General features: G+C 70.3%; 22 protein-coding genes and 2 tRNA genes. 10 read left to right on the top strand and 14 right to left on the bottom strand.

Annotated features, from left to right (window positions below; all coding sequences use genetic code 11):
• Nucleotides 1-2: 2 nt before the first annotated feature.
• Nucleotides 3-929 carry an ABC transporter ATP-binding protein gene (locus IPM43_08125; GenBank protein QQS23446.1) on the bottom strand — a complete coding sequence of 309 codons (927 nt, stop codon included), beginning with the start codon at nucleotides 927-929 and terminating at the stop codon, nucleotides 3-5.
• 36 nt (nucleotides 930-965) lie between these two features.
• Here IPM43_08125 and IPM43_08120 point away from each other — a divergent pair, with 36 nt between their 5' ends.
• On the top strand, nucleotides 966-1,505 hold the full coding sequence (locus IPM43_08120) for a GNAT family N-acetyltransferase (protein QQS23445.1): 540 nt from the start codon (nucleotides 966-968) through the stop codon (nucleotides 1,503-1,505).
• On the opposite strand, the gene IPM43_08115 is transcribed toward IPM43_08120, so the two are convergent.
• Genes IPM43_08115 through IPM43_08100 form a run of 4 tightly spaced genes read right to left on the bottom strand, consistent with a single transcriptional unit; the run spans nucleotide 1,493 to nucleotide 4,101 of the window.
• Complete coding sequence (locus tag IPM43_08115) at nucleotides 1,493-1,894, bottom strand: type II toxin-antitoxin system VapC family toxin (protein QQS23444.1); 402 nt, start codon at nucleotides 1,892-1,894, stop codon at nucleotides 1,493-1,495. The genes IPM43_08120 and IPM43_08115 overlap by 13 nt on opposite strands.
• Before the next feature lie 3 nt (nucleotides 1,895-1,897).
• Nucleotides 1,898-2,134 (bottom strand): type II toxin-antitoxin system prevent-host-death family antitoxin, encoded by a 237-nt coding sequence (locus IPM43_08110; GenBank protein ID QQS23443.1) that lies wholly within the window; start codon nucleotides 2,132-2,134, stop codon nucleotides 1,898-1,900.
• 33 nt (nucleotides 2,135-2,167) lie between these two features.
• Nucleotides 2,168-2,926 (bottom strand): carbon-nitrogen family hydrolase, encoded by a 759-nt coding sequence (locus IPM43_08105; GenBank protein ID QQS23442.1) that lies wholly within the window; start codon nucleotides 2,924-2,926, stop codon nucleotides 2,168-2,170.
• Nucleotides 2,926-4,101, bottom strand: coding sequence for a pyridoxal phosphate-dependent aminotransferase (locus IPM43_08100; protein ID QQS23441.1), 1,176 nt, complete (start codon nucleotides 4,099-4,101; stop codon nucleotides 2,926-2,928). Before IPM43_08100 ends, IPM43_08105 begins: the two co-directional genes overlap by 1 nt.
• A gap of 26 nt (nucleotides 4,102-4,127) precedes the next feature.
• On the opposite strand from IPM43_08100, the gene IPM43_08095 reads away from it, so the two are divergent.
• Nucleotides 4,128-5,261 carry a beta-lactamase family protein gene (locus IPM43_08095; GenBank protein ID QQS23440.1) on the top strand — a complete coding sequence of 378 codons (1,134 nt, stop codon included), beginning with the start codon at nucleotides 4,128-4,130 and terminating at the stop codon, nucleotides 5,259-5,261.
• A gap of 1 nt (nucleotide 5,262) precedes the next feature.
• Here the strand turns inward: IPM43_08095 and IPM43_08090 are convergent, their stop codons facing one another.
• Together IPM43_08090 and IPM43_08085 are read right to left on the bottom strand one after the other, a co-directional pair.
• Nucleotides 5,263-6,672 carry an MBL fold metallo-hydrolase gene (locus IPM43_08090; GenBank protein QQS23439.1) on the bottom strand — a complete coding sequence of 470 codons (1,410 nt, stop codon included), beginning with the start codon at nucleotides 6,670-6,672 and terminating at the stop codon, nucleotides 5,263-5,265.
• On the bottom strand, nucleotides 6,669-7,667 hold the full coding sequence (locus tag IPM43_08085) for a zinc-binding alcohol dehydrogenase family protein (protein QQS26381.1): 999 nt from the start codon (nucleotides 7,665-7,667) through the stop codon (nucleotides 6,669-6,671). Before IPM43_08085 ends, IPM43_08090 begins: the two co-directional genes overlap by 4 nt.
• Nucleotides 7,668-7,832: 165 nt before the next feature.
• Here IPM43_08085 and IPM43_08080 point away from each other — a divergent pair, with 165 nt between their 5' ends.
• A complete protein-coding gene (locus IPM43_08080; protein ID QQS23438.1) occupies nucleotides 7,833-9,680 on the top strand; it encodes a GNAT family N-acetyltransferase in 1,848 nt (615 codons plus the stop codon).
• Here the strand turns inward: IPM43_08080 and deoA are convergent.
• Genes deoA through cdd form a run of 3 tightly spaced genes read right to left on the bottom strand, consistent with a single transcriptional unit; the run spans nucleotide 9,677 to nucleotide 12,250 of the window.
• Complete coding sequence (gene deoA, locus IPM43_08075) at nucleotides 9,677-11,017, bottom strand: thymidine phosphorylase (protein QQS23437.1); 1,341 nt, start codon at nucleotides 11,015-11,017, stop codon at nucleotides 9,677-9,679. The two genes, IPM43_08080 and deoA, sit on opposite strands and share 4 nt — an antisense overlap.
• A 22-nt stretch (nucleotides 11,018-11,039) precedes the next feature.
• A complete protein-coding gene (deoC, locus tag IPM43_08070; GenBank protein QQS23436.1) occupies nucleotides 11,040-11,813 on the bottom strand; it encodes a deoxyribose-phosphate aldolase in 774 nt (257 codons plus the stop codon).
• The gene (cdd, locus tag IPM43_08065) at nucleotides 11,810-12,250 is read right to left on the bottom strand and encodes a cytidine deaminase (GenBank protein ID QQS23435.1); all 441 of its coding nucleotides are present in this window, start codon (nucleotides 12,248-12,250) and stop codon (nucleotides 11,810-11,812) included. Before cdd ends, deoC begins: the two co-directional genes overlap by 4 nt.
• A gap of 36 nt (nucleotides 12,251-12,286) precedes the next feature.
• On the opposite strand from cdd, the gene IPM43_08060 reads away from it, so the two are divergent.
• The 4 genes from IPM43_08060 to IPM43_08045 all read left to right on the top strand — a co-directional run bounded on the left by IPM43_08060 (nucleotide 12,287) and on the right by IPM43_08045 (nucleotide 16,619).
• Complete coding sequence (locus IPM43_08060) at nucleotides 12,287-13,411, top strand: hypothetical protein (GenBank protein ID QQS23434.1); 1,125 nt, start codon at nucleotides 12,287-12,289, stop codon at nucleotides 13,409-13,411.
• A gap of 114 nt (nucleotides 13,412-13,525) precedes the next feature.
• Nucleotides 13,526-14,251 (top strand): 1-acyl-sn-glycerol-3-phosphate acyltransferase, encoded by a 726-nt coding sequence (locus IPM43_08055; GenBank protein ID QQS26380.1) that lies wholly within the window; start codon nucleotides 13,526-13,528, stop codon nucleotides 14,249-14,251.
• Nucleotides 14,252-14,299: 48 nt separating this feature from the next.
• On the top strand, nucleotides 14,300-15,280 hold the full coding sequence (locus IPM43_08050; GenBank protein QQS23433.1) for an alpha/beta hydrolase: 981 nt from the start codon (nucleotides 14,300-14,302) through the stop codon (nucleotides 15,278-15,280).
• Nucleotides 15,281-15,362: 82 nt separating this feature from the next.
• Nucleotides 15,363-16,619, top strand: coding sequence for a DUF222 domain-containing protein (locus IPM43_08045; GenBank protein QQS23432.1), 1,257 nt, complete (start codon nucleotides 15,363-15,365; stop codon nucleotides 16,617-16,619).
• On the opposite strand, the gene IPM43_08040 is transcribed toward IPM43_08045, so the two are convergent.
• Complete coding sequence (locus IPM43_08040) at nucleotides 16,616-16,813, bottom strand: DUF1918 domain-containing protein (protein QQS26379.1); 198 nt, start codon at nucleotides 16,811-16,813, stop codon at nucleotides 16,616-16,618. The genes IPM43_08045 and IPM43_08040 overlap by 4 nt on opposite strands.
• A 179-nt stretch (nucleotides 16,814-16,992) precedes the next feature.
• Between IPM43_08040 and IPM43_08035 the strand changes: the two genes are divergently transcribed.
• Nucleotides 16,993-17,511, top strand: coding sequence for an Hsp20/alpha crystallin family protein (locus IPM43_08035; GenBank protein QQS23431.1), 519 nt, complete (start codon nucleotides 16,993-16,995; stop codon nucleotides 17,509-17,511).
• Between the two features lie 13 nt (nucleotides 17,512-17,524).
• Here IPM43_08035 and IPM43_08030 read toward each other — a convergent pair.
• From IPM43_08030 to IPM43_08020, 3 genes are all read right to left on the bottom strand, one after another.
• Nucleotides 17,525-17,600: transfer RNA gene (locus IPM43_08030), tRNA-Arg, on the bottom strand.
• Nucleotides 17,601-17,664: 64 nt separating this feature from the next.
• Nucleotides 17,665-18,636, bottom strand: a complete 972-nt coding sequence (locus IPM43_08025; GenBank protein QQS23430.1) for a LysM peptidoglycan-binding domain-containing protein — start codon at nucleotides 18,634-18,636, stop codon at nucleotides 17,665-17,667.
• Nucleotides 18,637-18,980: 344 nt separating this feature from the next.
• A tRNA-Ser gene (locus tag IPM43_08020) sits at nucleotides 18,981-19,074 on the bottom strand.
• Between the two features lie 117 nt (nucleotides 19,075-19,191).
• Here IPM43_08020 and IPM43_08015 point away from each other — a divergent pair.
• Entirely contained in the window at nucleotides 19,192-20,778 is a 1,587-nt protein-coding gene (locus tag IPM43_08015; GenBank protein QQS23429.1) for an ABC-F family ATP-binding cassette domain-containing protein, read from the top strand.
• A gap of 32 nt (nucleotides 20,779-20,810) precedes the next feature.
• Complete coding sequence (locus IPM43_08010) at nucleotides 20,811-22,184, top strand: alpha-L-fucosidase (protein QQS26266.1); 1,374 nt, start codon at nucleotides 20,811-20,813, stop codon at nucleotides 22,182-22,184.
• Nucleotides 22,185-22,195: the final 11 nt, after the last annotated feature.

Here is a 22,195-nt window from a genome sequence, read left to right as displayed (position 1 = left end):
CCTCACTCCACCAACGAGCGCCCGGTCAGGTGCAAGAACACGTCTTCGAGGGTGCTGCGCCGCACGAGCGCGCTCTCCGGCTCGGCGCCTCGCCCGTGAGCCTCGGCCAACACCGCGTCGCCGTCGTGCGCGTACACGAGCACCCGGTCGGGCAGCTCTTCCTGGCGCTCACCGAGGCCGCCGAGCATCGGCGCCCAGTCGCCGTTGGTGCCGGCGGGGAAGCGCAGCTCGAGCACCTCGCGGGTGGAGTAGCGCTCGATCAAGCTGCGCGGTGAGCCCTCGGCCACGATGCGCCCGGCGTCCATCACCACCAACCGGTCGCAGAGCTGTTCGGCCTCGTCCATGTAGTGAGTGGTGAGCACGAGCGTGACACCCTGCTGCTTCAGCCTGTACAGGCGGTCCCACAAGATGTGGCGGGCCTGGGGGTCGAGGCCCGTCGTCGGCTCGTCGAGCAGCAGCAGCTCGGGTTCGTTGATCAGCGAGCGGGCGATGGTCAGCCGACGTTTCATGCCCCCCGACAACGGGTCGACGCGGCTCTCCGCGCGCTCGGTGAGCTGCACGAAGTCGAGCAGCTCCGCCGCCCGGCGCCGGCACTCGGCCCGGGGGATGTCGAAGTAGCGCCCGTAGATGACGAGGTTCTCGGTGAGCGTCAGCTCGGAGTCGAGGTTGTCGGTCTGGGGCACCACCCCCATCCGGGCGCGGATCTCGCGGCCGTGGCGTGTCGGGTCCTGGTCGAAGACGCGCAGCGTGCCACTCGTCGGCGGCGACACGCATCCGATCATGCGCATCGTGCTGCTCTTGCCGGCACCGTTCGGGCCGAGGAAGCCGAACGCCTCTCCCTGCTGCACGTCGAAGTCGACGCCGTCGACGGCGGTGAAGTCCCCGAACTGCTTCACCAAGCCGCGCGCGTGGATCAGGGGGGTGGCCATCGACGCCACGGTACCGGCCCGTTACCGTGCATTTCGATGGAGTTCGGCGACCGGCCCGAAGTCGTGGTGCGCGACCTGACCGAGGCCGATTTCGGCGCCGTGCATGCCCTCAACCAGGCGAACGTCCCGGCCGTCGGCGACGCGACGCGCCAGCTGCTGAGCGACATCGTCGACGAGTCGCTGCACGCGCTGGTCGCGGCGGTGCCCGACCCGTCCGGGCAGGCAGGCAGCGAGGTGGCCGGCTTCTGCCTGGTCATCGCCCCCGGCGCCGACTACGGGAGCGTCAACTTCAGGTGGTTCACCGAGCGCTACCGCGAGTTCGTGTACCTCGACCGCGTCGCCGTCGACGCGCGGTTCCGCGGCAGGGGCATCGGAGCTGCGCTCTACGCCGAGGTGGAACGGCGCTCGGCAGGGAGGGAGTGGTTCACGCTCGAGGTGAACCTGCGCCCCCGCAACGACGGCTCGCTCGCCTTCCACGAACGCCTCGGCTTCACCGAGGTCGGCCAGCAGGAGACGCCGGGGGGGTTCCTCGTCAGCCTGCAGGCGAGACCGATCGACGGCGGTCAGGCAGGATGAGGGATCGCCACCAGTTCGAGACCCTCGATGCCTGCGTAGTCACGCGGGTTGCAGGTGTACAGCGGGAGGTGGTTGGCGATGGCCGTCGCGGCGATGAGCGCATCGAACGCCCGCGCCGACGGCTTGCGCCCGGAGCGACGCAGCGCTGCGGCGACGCCGCCGAAGGTACGCGCGGCCGCCGCGTCGAACGGCAGCGGTTCGAACGCCGCCTCGACCTCCTGAAGCCGGGCCTGACGGGCAGCACGCTCTCTGCTGCTCGTCGCCACGAGGGGACCGACCGACAGCTCGGCAAGCGTCACCGCGGTGATCACCGGCTCGGACGGGAGGTCGTCGGCGTCGAGGTGCTCGAGCAGGATGATCGCGTTCGTGTCGAGGATCCCTGCCGCCATGGCTCAGATGCTCTGGTCGATGACGGCGTCGACATCGGTGCGGAAGCGCTTGGGGTCGACGTGAGGCAGCCGCCGGAACCGCTCCAGGAGCGCTTCGGCCGACAGCCGGCCGCCAGGTAGGGGTCGAAGCTCGGCCACGGGCTTGCCATCGCGAGTCACCGTGATGCGCTCCCCCGCAAGCACGCGGTCGAGCACCTCGCCGCCCTTGTTCCGCAGCTCCCGAACCGTCGCCTCAGCCACGACGTGACTGTATCACCCGTGAGACATGAATGATCAGCGGCGGTCGGGCAGGAACCTGAACTTGTCGCGCACGCTCGCGACGTGTTCGGCCGTGACGTCGGCGGTGAGGATCGTCTCGGTGCGGGCGGCGGTGGCAAGCAGTTCACCGAGGGGGTCGACGATGCGGCTGTCGCCGGTGTAGTCGAGGCCGCCTCCAGAGCCCACCCGGTTGCAGCCGACGACGTACGCCTGGTTCTCGATCGCCCGGGCCTGCAGCAGCGCCTGCCAGTGCAGGCGACGGCTCTCCGGCCAGTTGGCAGGCACCAGGTAGACGTCGGTGTCCGCGGCGAGCTGCCAGAACTCGTCGGCGAAGCGGAGGTCGTAGCAGACGAACAGGCTGACGCGCAGCCCTTCGACATCGACCGTCACCAGCTGGTCGCCGGCGCGGAAGTGCTCGTGCTCGCCGGCGAACGTGAACGGGTGGATCTTGCGGTACCGGTGCAAGGTGCCGTCGGGCGCGGCGAGCACGAAGCTGTTGTACGGCCGCGGGTCGTCGCCGGGGGGCACCTCGGGGCACGAGCCGCCGATCCACAGCCCGTGCTCGCGGGCCTGGTCGCGCAGGAACTGCGCGGAGGGCCCGTCCTCGGGCTCGGCGATCTGGCCGCCGACGGAGAAGCCGGTGGAGAACATCTCGGTCAGCAGGACGAGACGCGCCCCGAGATCGGCCGCGCCGGCAACCATCGGCGCGAGGTGCTCGAAGTTCGCGGCGCGGTCGTCCCAGCGCGTGTCGTGCTGGATCGCAGCGATGCGCATCAGGCCAGCGCCTTCAGGCGGGACACGGCCTCGTCGATCAGCTCGTGACGCTTGCAGAACGCGAACCGCACCAGGTGGCGGCCCTCCGCCTGGTAAGCCCGGTCGTAGAAGACGACGTTCGGCACGCCGACCACACCGCAGCTCTCCGGGAGCCGGCGGCAGAACGCGAACCCGTCCCCGTCGGGGGCGAGCGGGCGGATGTCGACGGTGACGAAGTAGGTGCCCTGGGGCTCGAACACGACGAATCCGGCCTCGTCGAGCCCGCGCACCAGGCGGTCGCGCTTCGACTGCAGATCGGCGGCGAGCTCCCCGAAGTAGGCGTCGGGCAGCTTCAGACCCGCGGCGATCGCCGGCTGGAACGGCCCCGCCGAGACGTACGTGAGGAACTGCTTGGTCGTTCGCGCAGCGGCGACAAGCGCTGCCGGGCCGCAGATCCAACCGACCTTCCACCCCGTAGTGTTGAAGGTCTTGCCGCCGCTCGAGATGACGAGGGTGCGCTCACGCATGCCGGGCAGCGTGGCGAGGGGCACGTGGCGCACGCCGTCGAAGGTGATGTGCTCGTACACCTCGTCGGTTACGACGATCAGGTCGTGCTCCACCGCCAGGTCGGCTACCGCCTGCAGCTCGTCCGTGGACAGCACCGAGCCCGTCGGGTTGTGGGGGCTGTTGAGCAGGATCAGCTTCGTCTTCGGAGTGATCGCCGCGCGCAGCTCGTCGGGGTCGAGCGCGTACGCGGGCGGCCGCAAGGTGACCGGCCGGGTGAGCGCACCCGCGAGCGCGATGCACGCCTGGTAGCTGTCGTACATCGGCTGCAGCAGGACGACCTCGTCACCGGTGTCGAGCAGGCCGAGCAACGCGCCCGCCAGTGCCTCGGTGGCGCCGGTGGTGACGAGCACCTCGGTGTCGGCGTCGTAGGTGAGGCCGTAGAAGCGCTGCTGGTGCTCGCAGATGGCCTCGCGCAGCACCGGCACGCCGATGCCGGGCGGGTACTGGTTCTGGCCTTCGGAGATGGCGGCGATGGCGGCGTCGAGCACCTCGCGCGGGCCGTCGTAGTCGGGGAATCCCTGGCCGAGGTTGACCGCACCCGTCGAGGCGGCGAGCGCGGACATCTCGGCGAAGATCGTCGTGCCGAAGCCCTGCAGCTTGGCGGTGAGGTGAGGCGCGCGCAGCGACATCGCGATGCGAGCGTACTGTCGCGCCGATGACAGAGATCCACGGGTTCTGCAGCGACCGCTTCTCCGCCGTGCGCGACGCCTTCCACGCCAACTTCGAGTTCCAAGGCGACGTCGGCGCGAGCGTCGCGATCACCCTCGACGGCGAGCTCGTCGTCGACATCTGGGGCGGGCACACCACCCCCGAGCGCACGACGGAATGGCAAGAGGACACCCTCGTCAACGTGTGGTCGACGACGAAGACGATGGCTGCGCTGTGCATGCTGGTGCTCGCCGACCGTGGCCAGATCGACCTCGACGCCCCGGTCGCGAAGTACTGGCCGGAGTTCGCGGCGAACGGCAAGGACGGGGTGCTCGTGCGTCACGTGATGGCCCACACCGCGGGGTTGTCGGGCTGGGAACAGCCGATGGCCACGACCGACCTATTCGACTGGGAGCTCGCCACGTCACGGCTCGCCGCACAGGCTCCGTGGTGGGAACCCGGCACGCAGAGCGGCTACCACGCCATCACCCAGGGCTACTTGGAGGGTGAGATCTTGCGCCGGGTCACCGGGACCAGCCTGGGGAAGTTCTTCGCGGCCGAGATCGCCGGCCCGCTCGGCGCCGACTTCTACATCGGGCTGCCCGAGTCCGAGGACCACCGCGTCGCCCCGGTGATCCCGCCCGCGCAGGCGCTTCCGCCCGAGATCGACCCGGAGAGCGTCGCCTGGCGCAGCTTCTCCAACCCGATGATGAGCGCCGAGATGGCCCTCGAGCCGGGATGGCGGCGGGCCGAGATCCCTGCGGCGAACGGCCAGGGCAACGCGCGCTCGGTGGCCACCGTCCAATCGGTGATCGCCGGCGGGGGTGAGGCCCGCGGCGTACGGCTGCTGTCGGAGGCCACCGTGGCCCGGATCTTCGAGGAGCAGTCGTTCGCCACCGACCTCGTGCTCGGCCTGCCGGTGCGCCTCGGCATCGGTTACGGCCTGAACTCGTCGGCCACGCCGCTCAGCCCCAACGAGAGGACATGTTTCTGGGGCGGCTGGGGCGGCTCGATCGTGGTCAACGACCTCGACGCCAAGATGACCGTCGCTTACATGATGAACCGCATGGGCGACGGCACCCTCGGCGACCTGCGCGGCGCCGCGATCGTGTTCGCGGCCCACGCCTCGCTCGCCGGCTGAACTACAACCGCACCAGCTCGTCGTGCTTGGCCACGACCGCCGTCCAGTCCAGCTCACCCTCGATGCGGTCGTGCAGCGCCCTCGCCGCCGCGTGTTCGCCGTGCACGATGAACACCCCTCGCGGCGGGCGCTCGGCCGTCCGCAACCACGCGACGAGCTCGGCTGCGTCGGCGTGCACGGAGAACGAGGGCAGCGACGCCACCTCGGCGCGCACCCTCACGTACTGGCCGAAGATCTTCAGCTCGCGGGCACCGTCGACGAGAGCCCTCCCCCGCGTGCCCTCGGCCTGGAAGCCGACGAGGACGACGCTGTTCGCCGGATCGGACAGGAAGCGGGCCAGGTGGTGCACCACCCGGCCACCAGCGGCCATTCCCGAGGCGGAGACGATGATCTTCGGTTCGGCCGAGGCCGTCACCCGCTTCGACGCCTCGGGGTCGAACACCTCGGTCACGCGGTCCTCTAGGAACGGCGTCGGGTCGTCGAGGATCTCCGGGCGCAGCTCGTCCGAGCGCGCGGCGATCGCTTCGCGATAGACGCCGAGCGCGGCCAGCGCCATCGGGCTGTCCACGTAGACCGGCACCGGCGGTAGCTCTCCTTCGTCGTGGAGACGGCCGAGGTGGTGCAACAGCACCTCGGTGCGGTCCACCGCGAACGCCGGGATGACCACCGTGCCGCCGCGGTCGACGGTGCGACGCAGCACGTCGCGCAGCTCGGTGAGCGCGTGCTGCTCATCGTGCAGTCGGTCGCCGTAGGTGGACTCGACGACGATCCAGTCGGTGTCGCCGATCGGCTCCGGCGGCAGCAGCAGCGGATGGGAAGGACGGCCGAGGTCACCGCTGAACGTGATCGTCGTGTCGCCGATCTGTACACGCGCGATCGACGAGCCGAGGATGTGCCCCGCCCGCAACAACTCGACCGTCACCCCTTGCGCCACCTCGCGCCTCGTGTGCAACGGCAGCTCGCGCAGCAGCCCGAGCGACTCGATCGCCTCCTGCTCGGTGTACAGCGGAAGCGCCGGGCGGTGTTTGGACCACCCGTAGCGGTTGGCGTGCCCGGCCTCCTCCTCCGACAGATGGCCGGAGTCGGGCAGCACGATCGACGCGAGCTCGATGCTCGCGTCCGTGGCGTGGACGTCACCCGCGAAGCCGTCATGATGCAGCCGCGGCAGGTAGCCACAGTGGTCGAGGTGGGCGTGCGTGAGCACGACCGCGTCCACCGTGGCGGCGTGGACGCCGAGCGGCTCCCAGTTGCGCAGGCGCAGCTCCTTACTGCCTTGGAACAGCCCGGCGTCGACGAGCACCGCGCTGCCGTCGAGCTCCAGCAGCAGCTTGCTGCCGGTCACGGTGCCCGCCGCGCCGAGAAAGCGCAGGCTCGGAACCTGGCGGGGGCGTGACAAGCCGGGCGTCGTCATCGCCCCACCTTCAGCACGACGGCTCCGGACACGTGGCCGGCGGCCAGCCGGTCGAGCGCCTCGTTGGCGTCGTCGAGCGCCAGCACGTCGACCTCGGGCCTTACGCCGATCTCGTCGGCGAGGCGCAGCATCTCGCGCACGTCGTCACGGGTGACGTTGGCCACCGAGCGCAGGCTGCGTTCCCACCACAGCGAGTCGTAGCGCAGCTCGGGGACCCGGTCGAGGTGGATGGCGTTGATCGCCACCGTGCCACCCCGGTCGACGGCTTCGAGCGCGCGCACCACCACCTCACCCGCAGGCGCGAACGTGATCGCGGCGTCCAGCGGGGCGGGCGGCACCTCGTCGTAGCTACCCGCCCACACCGCCCCCAGCCGCCGCGCACGCTGCTGCTCGCGCTCGGAGCGGGTGGCCACGAACACGTCCCATCCCCAGTGGCAGGCGATCTGGATGACGAGGGTGGCCGATGCCCCGAACCCGTAGAGGCCGAGTCGTCCGCCGCGACCCGGCCCCACTCCGGCCACGCCGAGCGACCGGTACCCGATCGCTCCGCCGCACAGCAGCGGTGCCACGGCCAGGTCGTCGAAGCTGTCCGGCAGCCGGTGGGCGAACGCGGCGTCGACCGTGAGGTGCGTGGCAAAGCCACCGTCGCGGTCCCACCCGGTGAACCGCGCCGCCACGCACAGGTTCTCCCGCCCACTGGTGCAGAACCGGCACGTCCCGCACGTGCCGGCGATCCACGCCACGCCGACACGGTCGCCGCGGTCCCAGCCGCTCACTCCCTCGCCGGCCTCCACCACGACGCCGGCCACCTGGTGCCCGGGTACCACCGGCAGGTGGCGAGCGGCGAGATCGCCTCGGCACAGCTGCAGGTCGGTGCGGCACACACCGCAAGCGGTCACCGCGACGAGGAGCTCGCCCTCGCCGGCTCTCGGCGGGGTGCGTTCCTCCGCCAGCAATGCCCGGGTGGTGCCGACGCTCTGGCGGTCGAGCACCATCGCTCGCCCGATCGGCAGCGCCGAACCGGCGGGTGCAGCCTTGGCGGACATCGGCCTCCTCTCCCTGGCCCTACCCAGGTAACGGCACGAACTCCTTGCCGCCAAGGGTCGAACGACCCCTCCGCCAGAGGTCGCCCCAGCCCGAAAGCCCGTACGCTCTCGGTCGTGACTGCGTGGGACGTCGATGCACTGCTCGCCGACGGACAGGCGGTGCGGATCCGCCCGATCCTGCCCTCCGACGCCGAGGAGCTGGCGCAATTCCACTCCGAGCTCAGCGTCGAGAGCCGGCTGATGCGGTTCTTCACACCGCTGCCCCGGCTGACACCGGAGATGGTGACCAAGTTCACCAACGTCGACGGCGTCGACCGGGTCGCGCTCGTCGCCGAATCGGCCGACCGCATCGTGGCCGTCGGCCGGTACGACCGCGACCCCGACGATCCGAGCGCGGCCGAGGTGGCCTTCACCGTCGCCGATGCGATGCAGGGTCGCGGCCTCGGCACGTTGTTGCTCGAGCACCTCGGCGTGATCGCCGCCGAGCACGGGATCGATCGCTTCACCGCCGAGACGCTCGTCGACAACCGCAACATGCTGGCCGTGTTCGCCGGGGCCGGGTTCCAGGTGAAGAAGCGGCTCGACGGCGGTGTGTTCGGCGTGTCGTTCGGCATTCTGCCGACGAACGAGTCCGAGGCGCTGCGCGCCGAGCGTGACCACCGAGCGACCGTGGCCAGCATCGCCGGATTGCTCCACCCGCGTGTGGTGGCCGTGGTCGGCGACGAGACCAGCGCCGTGGCAGCTCGGGCAACGCTCACCGCCGGCGGATTCACGGGCGCGGTGCTCGCCGACCCGGCCGACAGCGCAGGCGAGGTCGACCTCGTCGTCGCCACCGGCACCGCCGACGTCGTCGACTCGGTCGTTGACGCCGCCGCGGCCGGGGAGGCAACCGCGGTGCTGCTCCTCGACCCGCGCCCCGCCGACGCCGAGCCGCCGATGCGCGAGCTGGTCCGCTTCGCGCGCCGACACGGCATGCGCGTCGTCGGTCCCGACGCGACCGGCATCGCCAACACCGATCCGGCCGTCGCACTGCACCTGTTGCCCGGGCGTCAACCGCTAACGGCCGGTGACATCGGGGTGTTCGCGAACCCGCGCTCGAACGCCGAAGAGGTGCTCGACGGGATCGAACGGCGCAGCCTCGGGGTGTCGGCGTTCGTCGGGCCCGGTGAGAAGGCCGACGTGTCGGGCAACGACCTGCTCGAGCACTTCGTCGAGGACGAGCGCACCAAGGTGATCGTGCTCGCGGTCGGTTCGTTCGGGAACCCGCGGCGATTCGCGCGGCTGGCCAAGCGCGTCGGCCAGGTGAAGCCGATCGTCCTCCTCGCTCCGCCGTCGCCCGAGCTCAGCGCGCTCTGCCGGCAGAGCGCAGCCGTGCAGGCGGAGTCGGTGGATGAGCTGCTCGACGCCGCCGCCGACCTCGCCGCGGGCACCCGCCACTGGGCTCCCCCGCCGCGCAGCGTCGAGGTCTCCCCCGACGGGCTCGACCCGGCCCTGACGGGAGCCGCGCTCGAGGCCGCACTCGCCGAGTTGCCCGAGGGCGGCGAGCTGACCGAGCATCAGGTGGTGGCGGTCCTCGCCGCAGCCGGCATCCCCGTCGCCGAGGAGGGGCTACCCCTCGACGCACCCGGGTTGCGGGTAGAGGGGCGCGAGGACGCCGCCTTCGGACCGGTGATCGAGGTCGCTTCGCCGATGGGCGGCGAGCCGATGGTGGCCATCGCCCCGCTCTCCGACGTCGAGCTGACCGGGATGGTGACTGCTGTGTGCGGTCCCTCGGGCGCCCAGGCAGACCGATTGGGAGACGTTCTCGCCCGCGTCGGTTGGCTGATGGGCCTGCACGCCGAGATCGATTCGATGCGCGTCGTCTTCGCCCTCGACGGTGAGCGCGTAGCGGTGGCCAGCGCTTCGGCCACGGTGCGGCCCAGCCCCGACGCTCCGCTGCAGATCGTGCGTCACCTCACCTAACGACGGGTCTTCGCACCGCCTTGGGCGCGCCCGACCAGGCGCTCGCCGACCGCCGGGCGAAGCTGCGGCGCCTGGCGGCCGACGCGGTACGCGGCCCGCACCGCCGTCGAAGCCCGCTGCGCGGCCGCGTCGTTGCGCGCGTGGACCACGGCGAGCGGGCGCTCGGGGCCGACGGCGTCGCCCACTTCGGCCAGCTCGGTCAGGCCGACTGCGTGGTCGACGTCGTCTTGGGGCCGGGTGCGCCCCCCGCCGAGCTCCACTACTGCCATACCCACCGCGCGCGCGTCGACGCCGGCGACCACGCCGGCGCGCTCCGGAAGCACCTCCACCATCACCTTTGCCCGTTCGAGGTGCGACCACGGCTTCTCCACCAGATCGCGCGGGCCGCCGAGGGCGTGCACCATGCGGGCGAACCGCTCGGTCGCGTCACCGGAGTCGAGCGCGCGCTGGAGCTGGCTGCGGGCTGCGCGGCGTCCAGCAGCGAGGCGCCCGAGCAGCAACATCTCGACACCGAGGGCGAGCACCACCTCGTGCAGGCGTCCGGGCCGGCTGGCACCCGTCAAGTAGTCGATCGCCGCCACCACCTCGAGCGCGTTGCCGGCGACGGGCGCGAGCGGCTGGTCCATGTCGGTGAGCAACGCCGTCGTCGGCAGGCCGGCACCGGCGGCGACGTCGGCGATGCTCCGCGCGAGAGCCCGCGCGTCGTCGTGGTCGGTCATGAACGCGCCGCTGCCGAACTTCACGTCCATCGCCAGCCCGTCGAGCCCGGCGGCGAGCTTCTTCGAGAGGATCGAAGCGGTGATCAGGGGGATGCTCTCCACCGTCGCGGTGACGTCGCGGATGGCGTACAGCCGCTTGTCGGCCGGGGCGAGGTCGGACGTCTGACCGATCACTGCGCACCCCACCTTCGCGACCACCTTGCGGAACTCGGCCATGCTCGGCGCGGCCCTGTACCCGGGGATGCTCTCGAACTTGTCGTAGGTGCCGCCGGTGTGGCCGAGACCGCGGCCCGAGATCATCGGCACGTACCCGCCGCAGGCGGCGACCATCGGGGCCAGCATCAAGCTGACGGTGTCACCGACGCCGCCGGTGGAGTGCTTGTCCAGCACTGGGCCGTCGAGCTTCCAGGAGAGCTGCGACCCGCTGGCGGTCATCGCACGGGTTAGCGCCACCCGCTCGCCGACGTCCATGCCCTGGAAGAAGACCGCCATCGCAAAGGCCGCGGCCTGGCCCTCGGTGACCTCACCGCTGACGAGGCCGCCCACGAACGCCTCGATGTCGGCCGCGTCGAGCGGGCGGCCGTCGCGCTTGGTCCGGATCAGCTCTTGGGGCAGCACACTGCCTCCTCTCCCCGGCTCGTCAATACGACGCCGGCTCGCCCTCGTCGTTCGGCGCCAGCCCCTCGATCGCCGCCTCGAGCGCGTCAAGCAGCCCGCTCGCGCCGAACCGGAACGTCGCCGGACATGCCCAATGGGGGCCCATGATCTCGTCGGCCAGCCCGAGGTACACCGCCGCGTCGGAGACGGTCCGGATCCCCCCGGAAGGCTTGAACCCCACCGGCCGGCCGCTGGCGCGGATCACCTGCAGCATCGTGGCCGCCGCGGCCGGGCTGGCCGACTGCTCGGTCTTGCCGGTGCTCGTCTTCACGAAGTCGGCGCCCTGCTCGATGGCGAGCTCGGCGGCCGCGGCGATCTCGCGCTGGTTCGGGTAGGCGCCCGTCTCCAGGATCACCTTCAGCAGTGCCGGAGGTCGCGCTTGCGCCCGTACCGCGGCGACCATCTCGGCGGCGGCTTGGCGACGCCCGGAGAGGAAAGCCCGATATGGCAGCACGAGGTCGATCTCGTCGGCGCCGGCACCCAACGCGGCGGCGGTCTCGGCGACGGTGCCGGCCACGTCGGTGCCGCCTTCGGGGAAGTTGACGACCGTGGCGACACGTACGCCGGTGCCGGCGAGCAGACGGGCGCACTGCTCGACGAACGCCGGCCACACGCACACCGCCGCGGTGGAGCCATGCGGGCCGAACGCCGCCCTCGCGCACAGCGCGTCGATCCCCGCCGGGGTGCTGTCGCCGAGGTCGGTCAGGTCGATCAGCGCCAGTGCCCGCCTGGCCACGGCGGCCGATTCGTCGTTCACGACACGAAACCCTCGAGCTGCTCGGGCCCGAACGAATCAGGTAGCAGCTCGTCCATCGTGTACGAGAGGCGGATGCCCTCCGGTCCGGCGGCGTAGATCCGCGTCAGCGGTGTGGCGAACTCGCGGATCTTCTGGCGGCATCCTCCGCAGCTCGTGCTCGTGGTCGGCCCATCGCACACGGTCAGCACCGCCACGATCTCGCGCTCGCCGCCGGCGACCATCGCCGAGATGGCGCCCGCCTCGGCGCACACCCCCTGCGGGTAGGCGGCGTTCTCCACGTTGCAGCACGCGTAGACCGCGCCCGACGGGGTGAGGATGGCGGCGCCGACTGGGAAGTGCGAGTACGGCGAGTACGAGTGCCGCTGGGCCGCCAGCGCCGCCGCGAGCAAGCGGTCGATCTGGTCGGTCTCGCGGGGCGTCGTCACTGGGCCAACCATACGTCCGGGCGCCGTCGGCACCGTACGCTGAACCCGGTGGACGATTCATCGACCGTCGACGATTACCAGAAGGCGGGGCTGTACGACCCTGACGCGCCGGGGTCGGCCGACCGCCTCGCCCTGCTCGAGTACCTGACGGAGATCGGCTTCGGCATCGACGAGATGCGCACCGCGGCCACCACGGCGAGTCTCCACGCGATGCCGGTCGACTCCTTGCGTGCCCGCCGCACTGTCCTCACCACGAAAGACATGGCCGAGCGGACGGGTCTCGACGTCGAACAGCTCATCGAAGTGCGCCGTGCCGCAGGCCTGGCCCCGGTCGGACCCGACGTAGCGGTCTACGAAGAAGCCGACGTCGACGCCTTCGCGACACTGATCCGGGCCTCGAAGCTGTTCTCGTGGAGCGCGCTGATGCAGCTCCTGCGGGTGGTCGGCTCGTCTGCGGCGAGGATCGCCGACGCCGCCAACGCGCTGTTCCTCCACGACGTCGAGAACCCGATGCGCACTGCGGGGGCAGGAGAGCTAGAGCTCGCCAAGCAAGGGGCCGAGGCGATGGAGCTGGCCGATGGTCTCACCTCGGTGTTCAGCCTGTACACCCGCCTGCACCTCGGCCAGGCCGTCTCACGCTCGCGGCAGGCGGCAGCGCCCGCCGGGCCGAGCCCGACGGTGTGGATGGCGGTGGGCTTCGTCGACCTCGTCGGCTTCACCCCGAAGGCATCCGAGCTCGATCCCGCCGGCCTGGCCGACCTCGTCGCCCGGTTCGAGGCCACCGCTCACGACCTGATCACCGACCTCGGGGGACGGCTCGTCAAGCTGATCGGCGACGAGGTGATGTTCGTCGCCGTCGAGGCGAGCACCGGCTGCGACATCGCCGTCGCCCTCCTGCAGACGTTCGGCGCCTCCCCTGCGCTGACGCCGCGCGGCGGGCTCGCGTACGGACCGGTGCTGGCCCGCAGCGGCGACTACTACGGGCCGACTGTCAACCTCGCGTCCCGCCTCACCGACGCGGCCGTGCCGGGTGAGGTCCTGGCCACGCCCGAGGTGTCGCTCGCCGCAGCCACGCACCACAGGGTCGAGGCAGCAGGGAGGCGCCAGCTGAAGGGGTTCGCCGAACCGGTCGCCGTCGTGTCGCTCACCGCCGAGCCGCTGACCCTCGCCTAGAGGCGCCACGCGCACGAGTGGGCCGGTTCTGCCCGGCCGCGCGAAAGTGGCGCGGTGGATGCGTCTGACAGCGATCGGCCCTCGCGGCGACAGCGGCTTCGCGGGGGGATGCTCATCCGTTCCGTGCTCTCGATCTGGAGCTGGTTTGTGCTCGGCGTCGTCGTCTTGTTGTGGCTGCCGATGGTGGCGATCGTGCGCCTGGTCACCGCACCCTTCGATCCCGGCAGGTACGCAGCCGGCTTGCTGTTCCGCAAGTTGGCGGTCGCGCACCAGACGCTCACCCCGCTGTGGCACTTCAAGGTGACCGGAAAGGTGCCCTCAGACCCGCGACGCCCGTACGTCGTCGTCGCCAACCACGAGAGCTTCGTCGACATCTTGCTCATCTCCCACCTACCGATGGAGATGAAGTGGCTGAGCAAGATCGAGATGTTCAAGATCCCTGTCGTCGGTTGGATGATGCGCCTAGCCGGCGACATCCCGCTGCTCCGGGGAGACCGGGAGAGCGGCGTCGAAGCCCTGCGCCAATGTCGCGACAGGCTCGACAAGCGTGTCTCGGTGATGGTCTTTCCCGAGGGCACGCGGGCCCCCGACGGCGAGGTGAAGGCGTTCAAGGACGGTGCGTTCAAGCTGGCCATCGATGCCGGTGTGCCGATCCTGCCGCTCGCCGTGCATGGCACGAAGACCGCGTTGCGCAAACACGACTGGCGCCTCGGCGACGCCACAGCCGAGGTGCGCGTGCTCGAACCGGTCAGCACGGAGGGCCTCGGGACGCACGACGTCGGCGAGTTGCGCGACAAGGTGCGTGAACGCATCCTCGCCGAGCTGGCCACGATGCGCTGAGCAGGGACCGCTGCGGCGTACGTTGTGTGAAAAGGGGGGTGGTGTCCCATGTTGCAGGCAACCATCGAGGTTCCCGAGACGTCGCCGGAACCGACTTCGGCAGAACCGGCCAAGTGGCGCCCGGAGCCGCCACAGCACATCCCGCGCGGTTCGAAGATCGTGCTGCGCAAGCGCGGCACGACGTTCGTCCGCACGATCAAGGGACCACCCGGCGCCCCGGTGGTGCTGCTCCTCCACGGCTGGGCAGCGACGGCGGCATTGAACTGGCACCAGGCGTTCGAACCGCTCTCGGACCACTTCCGCGTGATCGCTCCCGACCTGCGCGGCCATGGCCGCGGCATTCGCAGCCGGCGGCGCTTCACCCTCGCCGACTGCGCGGACGACGTGGCGGCGACGCTCGACGCGCTCGACACCGGCCCGGTGATCGCCGTCGGGTACTCGATGGGCGGCCCCGTGGCGCAGCTGCTGTGGAAGCGGCATCGCGAGATGGTCAACGGCCTCGTCCTTTGCGCCACGGGAGCCGACTTCTTCCCCGGCAACCGCGCTAGGTACACGTTCGCGGCGACGACGCAGATCCTGGCCGGCACCACCCGGGCGGGTGCATTGGTGGGCGGGTGGATCCCGGCGGGGATCGCCCGGCGGGTGCTCAACGTCACCCCACCGCGCGGCGGCGACGCGAAGATGGTCGACTGGGCGCGCCGTGAGATGTCCCGGCACAGCTTCCGTCTGATGCTCGAAGCGGGCCAGGCGATCGCCACCTATTCGTCGAAGGGCTGGATCCACGACATCGACATCCCCACGTCGGTTCTCGTCACCACCAAGGACGCGGCCATCCAGCCGGCAGCTCAGTTCCGGATGGCCTCGGCGATCCCGCACAGCCACGTGAACCTGATCGAAGACGGCCACACCGCGTGCATGATGCCCGGTTTCGGCCGCAAGCTCACCGACGCCTGCATCGACACCCAACGCCGGGTCGAGGCCCACGCCGATGGGCACTGGCCGGTGCCGCTCACCGACGCCCCGCACTGACCCGCATTCGATCTCCCAGACTCAAGAACCATTTCGCGTTCGGGGTTGTGGCACGAACATACGTTCGTATAGGCTTGGGTTTGTGGAAAGGGTCACCGGGGTTGCAAGGCCCGAGTTCGAGGCGCTGAGCGCCGATGTCGACGCCCTGAGCCAGCTGGATCCAGACGGCCTCGCCGATGCCGAGCTGGACGATCTGGTCGTCGCGATGGCGCGGCTGAGAGCCCGCTTGGGCGTGGTCGCAGCGCGATGGACGCACCGTTGGGACGCCCGCGGGGTGTGGACCGCGGACGGGTCGCGCAGCCCCGCCCACCGCCTGGCGCGGGAGACGAACACCTCTACGCACTCGGCGCGGGTGGAGATCGCGAGGGCGCGGGATCTTGCCGTGATGACGAAGACCGCCGCGGCGATCGAGGCCGGTCGGTTGTCGTTGGATCACGTGTACCTGTTCGCCAAGGCGCGCAAGGAACCCTGCCAAGCGGCGTTCGCCGACAGTGAGCAATGGCTCGTCGATCAATGCGCCCGGTTGCCGTTCCCCGACGCCGAACGGCTGGTCAAGTACTGGCGTCAACGCGCCGACGCCGCGGCGGCCGAGGAGGAGGCCGAACGCAATGTGAGCGCGAACGCGTTGCACGCGTCCGCGACGTTGGATGGCACGGTGGTGATCAACGGCCAGCTCGACGCGGTGTCGGGGGCGGTGTTCACCAACGAGCTCAACCGCCTGGAGCGCCAGTTGCTGCTGGCCGACAAGGCGCAACTGGTGGTGAGAACCGCGACGCAGCGGCGGGCGGCGGCGTTGGTGGAGATGGCCAAACGATCAGCCGCGTCCAAGACCGGCCGCCAACGCCCACTTGTCACCGTGCTCGTCGGCGACGAGACGTTGCGGCACATGTGTGAGTTGTCCAACGGCACGGTGATCACCCCCGGCCAAGCAGCCGGACTGGTCAACGACGCACTGGTCGAATCGGTGATCTTCGACAACAAGACCACCGTCATCGCCATCACCCACAAACGACGCTTCACCGGCGCCCTACGCCGCGCGATCGAAGTCCGCGACCGCCGCTGCCAACACACCTCCGGCTGCTACCAGACCGTCGAACGCTGCGACGTCGATCACATCGTGCCGTACAGCGAGCAAGGCGAAACCAGCCAGTTCAACGGGAGGCTGCTGTGCGCCTTCCACAACCGCCACCCCGACGTCAGCGACCACCACCAGGTCAAACCCCAACCCGTGAGACCGATCGACGACCTCGACCGACTCCGCGCCCTCATCCGCTGGCGCAACCAACACCGACCCGACGACGACGGAGACGACGCCGCGGGCCGGCCGCCGGAGAGCTAGTCGCGACCGGCGCCGGGGTGCACCGTGTGCGTCGTCGGGCCGGGGTAGAACACCGACTCGTGCCCGTCGTCCCAGCGGACCCGGTAGTGCACCGCCTCACCAGTGCCGATCACCTCGAGCACCTCGCCCTTGCGCGGCGGGTGGCCGAGCTCCATGTGGTCGACCACGACCTGGTCACCGACCTTGGCATGGATGTCCATCGAGGAACCTCCCGGGCTGGTGGCGAACAACTAGTGCCATGTTCATCTTCGCGTAGACCCCGGCGCTGGCGGTAGGGACGTTTCTCCCTCACCGGCGACGGAAATCAGTACTTGCATCGAGGGGCCATCGGCGCGAAGAGTCGCGTGGATACGTAACGAGGGAGGTGTGTGCGATGGCGACGCAGAAGAAGGGAACGAGCGGGAGCACCCCCGTCCCGACCGAGAAGGCACCCGCTGTCCGGGCGCTGCCGAATTCGGCGGTCGTGCGTGAGCGCTGGCCGTGGTTCATCCGGGACATGATCGGCCGTGAGCTGTGGCCGTTGCTCGGTGAGAACCTGCGGCTGCCAGGTTTGTTGGAGGACGTCGCGGTCGAAGAGGTGGTGAGGGACGGCGCGTGGATCGTGCGGGCCGAGGCACCCGGCATCGACCCGGCCAAGGACGCCGACATCACGGTGCACGACGGCTTGCTGACCTTGAAGATCGAGCGCCGGCAGGAGTCGTCGGAGGAGAGCGGATCGACGAAGCGCTCCGAGTTCCGCTACGGCTCGTTCGAGCGCACGGTGGCACTGCCCAAGGGCGTCGACGAGGCCGCGATCAGGGCCTCGTACACGAACGGCATCCTGGAGATCAAGGTGCCGCTACCGAAGAAGGCCGCTGCACCAAAGGGCACCAAGGTCCCGATCACAAGCTGACCAGGTAATTGGTTGGCGCGCTGGGAGGGAGTCGAACCCCCAACCGCTTGATCCGTAGTCAAGTGCTCTATCCATTGAGCTACCAGCGCCTGGTTGTGCGGAGCGGCAGTCTAGGCGTCGGGTCCTGCGAACGAAACCCGGCGCGGGCCGCCGCTAGCCGCCCCAGGGGCCCCAGCTGTTGCCGGAGCGCTGGTACAACATGTAGGCGGCCTTGGAGTTGAGCCACGGGTCGAGCAGGTCGCTCGAGCTGTACACCCCCACCTCGTCGAGCCAGCTCTTGTGGACGTTCCAGTAGATCTGGAACAGGCCGTAGCAGCACCAGCCGTTGTACACCCACGGCTTCCAGTTGCTCTCCCGCCAGGCGATGTCGATCGCCTTCTGCTCCTGGTCGTCGGGCCACACGTAGCGGATGATGTCCTTCACCTCGTCGGCGGTGTAGCTGGTCGGAGGCTCGGTCGTCGACGGTGGATCGGTGGTCGGCGGGGCGGCAGTCGTCGGAGGTGCCTGCGTGGTCGGCGGCGCCGTAGGCGCCGGCGTCCCCGGCGGCTGCGTGGTGGCGGGCGGCGGGGGCACCGGGTAGCGGGCTCCCGCGGGCAGGCAGAGCACGTCGCCGGGGTACAGCGCGTCGGAGAGGGAGACGCCGTTCGCGGTGGCCAGCTCGTAGCCGGACACCTCGGCCCGCTCGGCGATGCCGAGCCAGTAATCGCCGGCGACGACGACGTAAGTGAGCGAGCAGGTGTCGTCGCGCTCGGCCTCAGCCTGCTGCGGCACCGCCACCTCGGCAACCGCGTCGATGGAGGGGGCGGCGGCGGGCGTGGCACGAGCGAGGTCCTCGACCGCGCCAGCAGCCTCGGCCGGGGTCGACCCGGCGGCGGCCTGCGCGTCGGTGCCCGCCGCGGCGGCGGCTTCGGTGGGGACGACGGCCGCGGCGTCAGACGTCGGCGTCGACGCCGCTCCAGCAGGATGCACGATGGCGATCGCGCCACCGGCGGACTCGGCGCTGACGGCGCTGCTCGATCCCCGTAGTGCGGCGGCAACCGGCGCGACCAGCACGCCGACGAGGACGATGATGCCGACCCTGGTCCACAGCGGATCACGCTGGCGGGGGGCGATGGCGACGGGCACGGCCCCGGCGGACCCACCATGGGCCCGGGGCCGTCGAACCGGCGTCGTCAGGTCTTCGTACATGAACGTTGGTCCCTCTTTCGCTCGGGCGGTGCCACCACCACCCGGGACGAATCGAGCACGAGGCGATGCGCAAGAGCTGCCTCGTCACGCTGAACGAGGGACTTGTCTACTCCGGTCGTCATACAAATGCAACACGTCCGTCAGCGAAGCGACATGGCGCGCCTTCCCTCGACGATCGGTCTCCCCGCGTTCTCGGTCGGATTTGTGACACATAGCGCGACTCATCCGACCGAGAACGAAGGGGCACGACGGGGGGTTGCCGGTGTCTCGCCACACGGCAATGGCGGAGAGGGTGGGATTTGAACCCACGGACCGCATTTCGGCGGTCAACGTCTTAGCAGGACGTCCCGTTCAACCTGGCTCCGGCACCTCTCCAGATGCACCGGCGGAGTGTAGCGAGCCACCGATCCGGCGCCATCGGGATCGCCCCGCCCCGGTGCGCCCGTAACTCGCCCGCCTGCGGCGCCCGCTGTTGCCTAGCCTGCCATCCCCGTGGGTTCGATCCAGGTGAGCCATGTCGGCTGGCGCCGCCCGGGAGGGGCGGAGCTGCTGCGCGACGTCAGCTTCACCGTCGGCAACGGCGACCGAGCTGCGCTCGTCGGCGCGAACGGCGTCGGCAAGTCCACCCTCTTGCGCCTGGTTGCCGGAGAGCTAAGCCCCACGTCGGGAACCATCTCGGTCGACGGTCACGTCGGCGTCATGCGCCAGCTCGTCGGCACCGCCGGCGCGACACCCGACGCCCCCTCGACGGTGCGCGGGCTCTTCGTGTCCCTCGCCCCCGAACGGATCAAGATCGCCGCCGCCCGCCTGAGCGCCGCCGAAGCGGTCGCCGCCACCGAACCGATGGCCTACGCCGACGCCCTCGCCGCATGGGGCGACGTCGGCGGCTACGACCACGAGGTCTTCTGGGACGCCTGCGCCACCCGCGCGACGGGCACCGCCTTCCGCGACGTCGCCGACCGCCCGTTGCGCAAGTTCTCCGGCGGCGAGCAGAAGCGGCTGGCCCTCGAGGTGTTGCTGCGCGGCGAGTTCGACGTGCTGTTGCTGGACGAACCGGACAACTTCTTGGACGTCCCGGCCAAGCGATGGCTGGAGGCCGAACTGGCGGCGACGGCGAAGACCGTGCTCTACGTGAGCCACGATCGTGAGCTGCTGGCAGCCACGGCGACGAGGGTGATCACGGTCGAGGCGAGTGGGGCGTGGACCCACGGCGGCGGGTTCGCCGGCTACCACGACGCTCGCCAGGCGCACCTCGAACGCCGCGAGCACAACCTGTCCCTCTACGAGGACGAGCGCTCGCGGCTGGAGGGCATCGTCATCGAGATGCGCAGGCGGGCAAAGATCTCCGACGGCTTCGCACCGAAGCTGAAGGCCGCCGAGAGCAAGCTGCGCCAGTTCCTCGACAAGAACGAGAAGCCTTCGACGGTGCGCGAGCAGCGGGTGGAGATGCGCCTGCGCGGCGCCCGCACCGGCAAGCGGGCGATCGCCGTCGAGCAACTCAGCATGCACGGCCTCACCGACGCCTTCGACGCCGAGATCTGGTACGGCGAGCGGGTGGCCGTGCTCGGCGGCAACGGTGTCGGCAAGAGCCACTTCCTGCGGATGCTCGACGGCGACGACACCGTCGCCCACGACGGTTCGGTGAGGCTCGGCGCCGGCGTGGTGCCTGGCCTCTTCCACCAGAGCCACGAGCATCCGACGTGGATCGGGCACACGCTGACCGACATCCTCCACCGTCACGATGTGGTGCGCGGGCCGGGCATGGCGATGCTGCGCCGGTACGAGTTGCAGGGTTGCGCCGACCAGCCGTTCGAGACGCTCTCGGGTGGTCAGCAGGCTCGGTTCCAGATCTTGCTGCTCGAGCTCTCCGGTGCCACGTTGCTGCTGCTCGACGAGCCGACCGACAACCTCGACCTCGTCTCCGCCGAGGCTCTCGAAGCCGGACTCGCCGGCTTCAAGGGCACCGTCGTCGCCGTCACCCACGATCGCTGGTTCCTGCGCGGCTTCGACCGCTTCTTGGTGTTCGAGGACGACTGCTCGGTCTCCGACCACCTGGAGCGCCCCGCCGCCTGGTGCTGAACGGTCGCTCTCTCGGCAGTACCTTCCCGCCGATGGCAGACCCCTCGGCGGAGCAGGCGGCAATGCTGGCGCAGATGCAGGCTCGATCGCTGCCGGAGTGGTTCCCCGACGCCAAGCTCGGCATCTTCGTCCACTGGACCGCGGCCACCGTGCCGGCGTTCGCTCCGCTGACCGACGACCCGTTCGCGCTCGGCCGCGAGCATGGCTGGGAGTACGCGATCGCGAACTCCCCTTACGTCGAGTGGTACCAGAACTCGCTGGCGATCGAGGGCTCGCCGGTGCAGCGCCATCACGCCGAACACTGGCCCGGCGTCACCTACGACGACTTCGTGGCCCGCTTCGTCGAGGCGAACGAGCACTGGCAGCCGGAGACCTGGGGCGATCTCTTCGCATCTGCCGGTGCGCGCTACGTGGTGTTCGTCACCAAGCACCACGACGGGGTCACGCTGTGGCCGAGCCGCACTCCGAACCCGCACAAGGCCGCGTGGTCTACGCGGCGCGACTGCGTCAGCGAGCTCGCCGCCGAGGTCCGCACGCGCGGGCTGCGCTTCGGCGTCTACTACTCGGGCGGACTCGACTGGACCTTCGGCGGCCTGCCGATGACCTCGGTGGGGACGATGATCGCCGCCATCCCGCAGACGGAGGAGTACTGCGCGTACGCCGACGCGCACTGGCGCGAGCTGATCGAGCTCGTCGACCCGGACGTGTTGTGGAACGACATCGCCTACCCGTCGAAGGCGAACCCGTTCCGGCTGTTCGCCGACTTCTACCGCGCAAAGCCCGACGGCGTGGTCAACGACCGCTTCGACGTCTTCGGGGTGCAGGCGGGGACGGCGCACGCCGACTTCGTCACCCCGGAGTACTCCTCTGCCGAGGACACCCCGACGCGGATGTTCGAGGTGACGAGGGGGATCGGCCGCAGCTTCGGCTACAACGCGTGGGAGGGAGAGGCCGACTACCTGGATCCCGACGAACTGGTGCGGATGTTCGTCGACATCGTCGCCCGCGGCGGCAACCTGTTGCTGAACGTCGGGCCGACCGCCACCGGTGAGATCCCCACCGCTCAGGCACGACGGCTGCAAGCGCTCGGCTGGTGGCTGGCCGTCAACGGCGAGGCGATCTACGCCACCCGGCCTTGGACCCGTGTGGCGGGCACCACCGCCGACGGCCACGACGTGCGATACACCTCGTCGGGCGAGCGCGTGTTCGCGATCGTGCTCGGCACTCCCCCGACCCGTGAGGTGGAGCTCGACGTGCGACCCGCAACCGGCGCCACCGTGCGCGTGCTCGGAGACCGCGTCGACGCCGAGTGGGTGCCCACCGACCGCGGCTGCCGGGTGACGCTGCCCGTGCCGCTCGCCCCCGCACCCGCCCACACGTTCGCCGTCGACCGCGTAGCCGGCTGAGCATTACGTTG

The organism is Actinomycetota bacterium (genome assembly GCA_016700055.1).
Lineage (GTDB): Bacteria > Actinomycetota > Acidimicrobiia > Acidimicrobiales > Ilumatobacteraceae > Kalu-18.
This window is presented reverse-complemented; position numbering and strand designations above follow the sequence as displayed.

Coding starts and splice junctions, on each gene's coding strand:
- IPM43_08085 (QQS26381.1), bottom strand. CDS start 7,667: ATGGTGCTCGACCGCCAGAGCGTCGGCACCACCCGGGCATTGCTGGCG.
- IPM43_08100 (QQS23441.1), bottom strand. CDS start 4,101: ATGTCGCTGCGCGCGCCTCACCTCACCGCCAAGCTGCAGGGCTTCGGC.
- IPM43_08095 (QQS23440.1), top strand. CDS start 4,128: ATGACAGAGATCCACGGGTTCTGCAGCGACCGCTTCTCCGCCGTGCGC.
- IPM43_08035 (QQS23431.1), top strand. CDS start 16,993: ATGGCGACGCAGAAGAAGGGAACGAGCGGGAGCACCCCCGTCCCGACC.
- IPM43_08125 (QQS23446.1), bottom strand. CDS start 929: ATGGCCACCCCCCTGATCCACGCGCGCGGCTTGGTGAAGCAGTTCGGG.
- IPM43_08050 (QQS23433.1), top strand. CDS start 14,300: ATGTTGCAGGCAACCATCGAGGTTCCCGAGACGTCGCCGGAACCGACT.
- IPM43_08010 (QQS26266.1), top strand. CDS start 20,811: ATGGCAGACCCCTCGGCGGAGCAGGCGGCAATGCTGGCGCAGATGCAG.
- IPM43_08115 (QQS23444.1), bottom strand. CDS start 1,894: ATGGCGGCAGGGATCCTCGACACGAACGCGATCATCCTGCTCGAGCAC.
- IPM43_08120 (QQS23445.1), top strand. CDS start 966: ATGGAGTTCGGCGACCGGCCCGAAGTCGTGGTGCGCGACCTGACCGAG.
- IPM43_08090 (QQS23439.1), bottom strand. CDS start 6,672: ATGACGACGCCCGGCTTGTCACGCCCCCGCCAGGTTCCGAGCCTGCGC.
- cdd (QQS23435.1), bottom strand. CDS start 12,250: ATGGTTGGCCCAGTGACGACGCCCCGCGAGACCGACCAGATCGACCGC.
- IPM43_08105 (QQS23442.1), bottom strand. CDS start 2,926: ATGCGCATCGCTGCGATCCAGCACGACACGCGCTGGGACGACCGCGCC.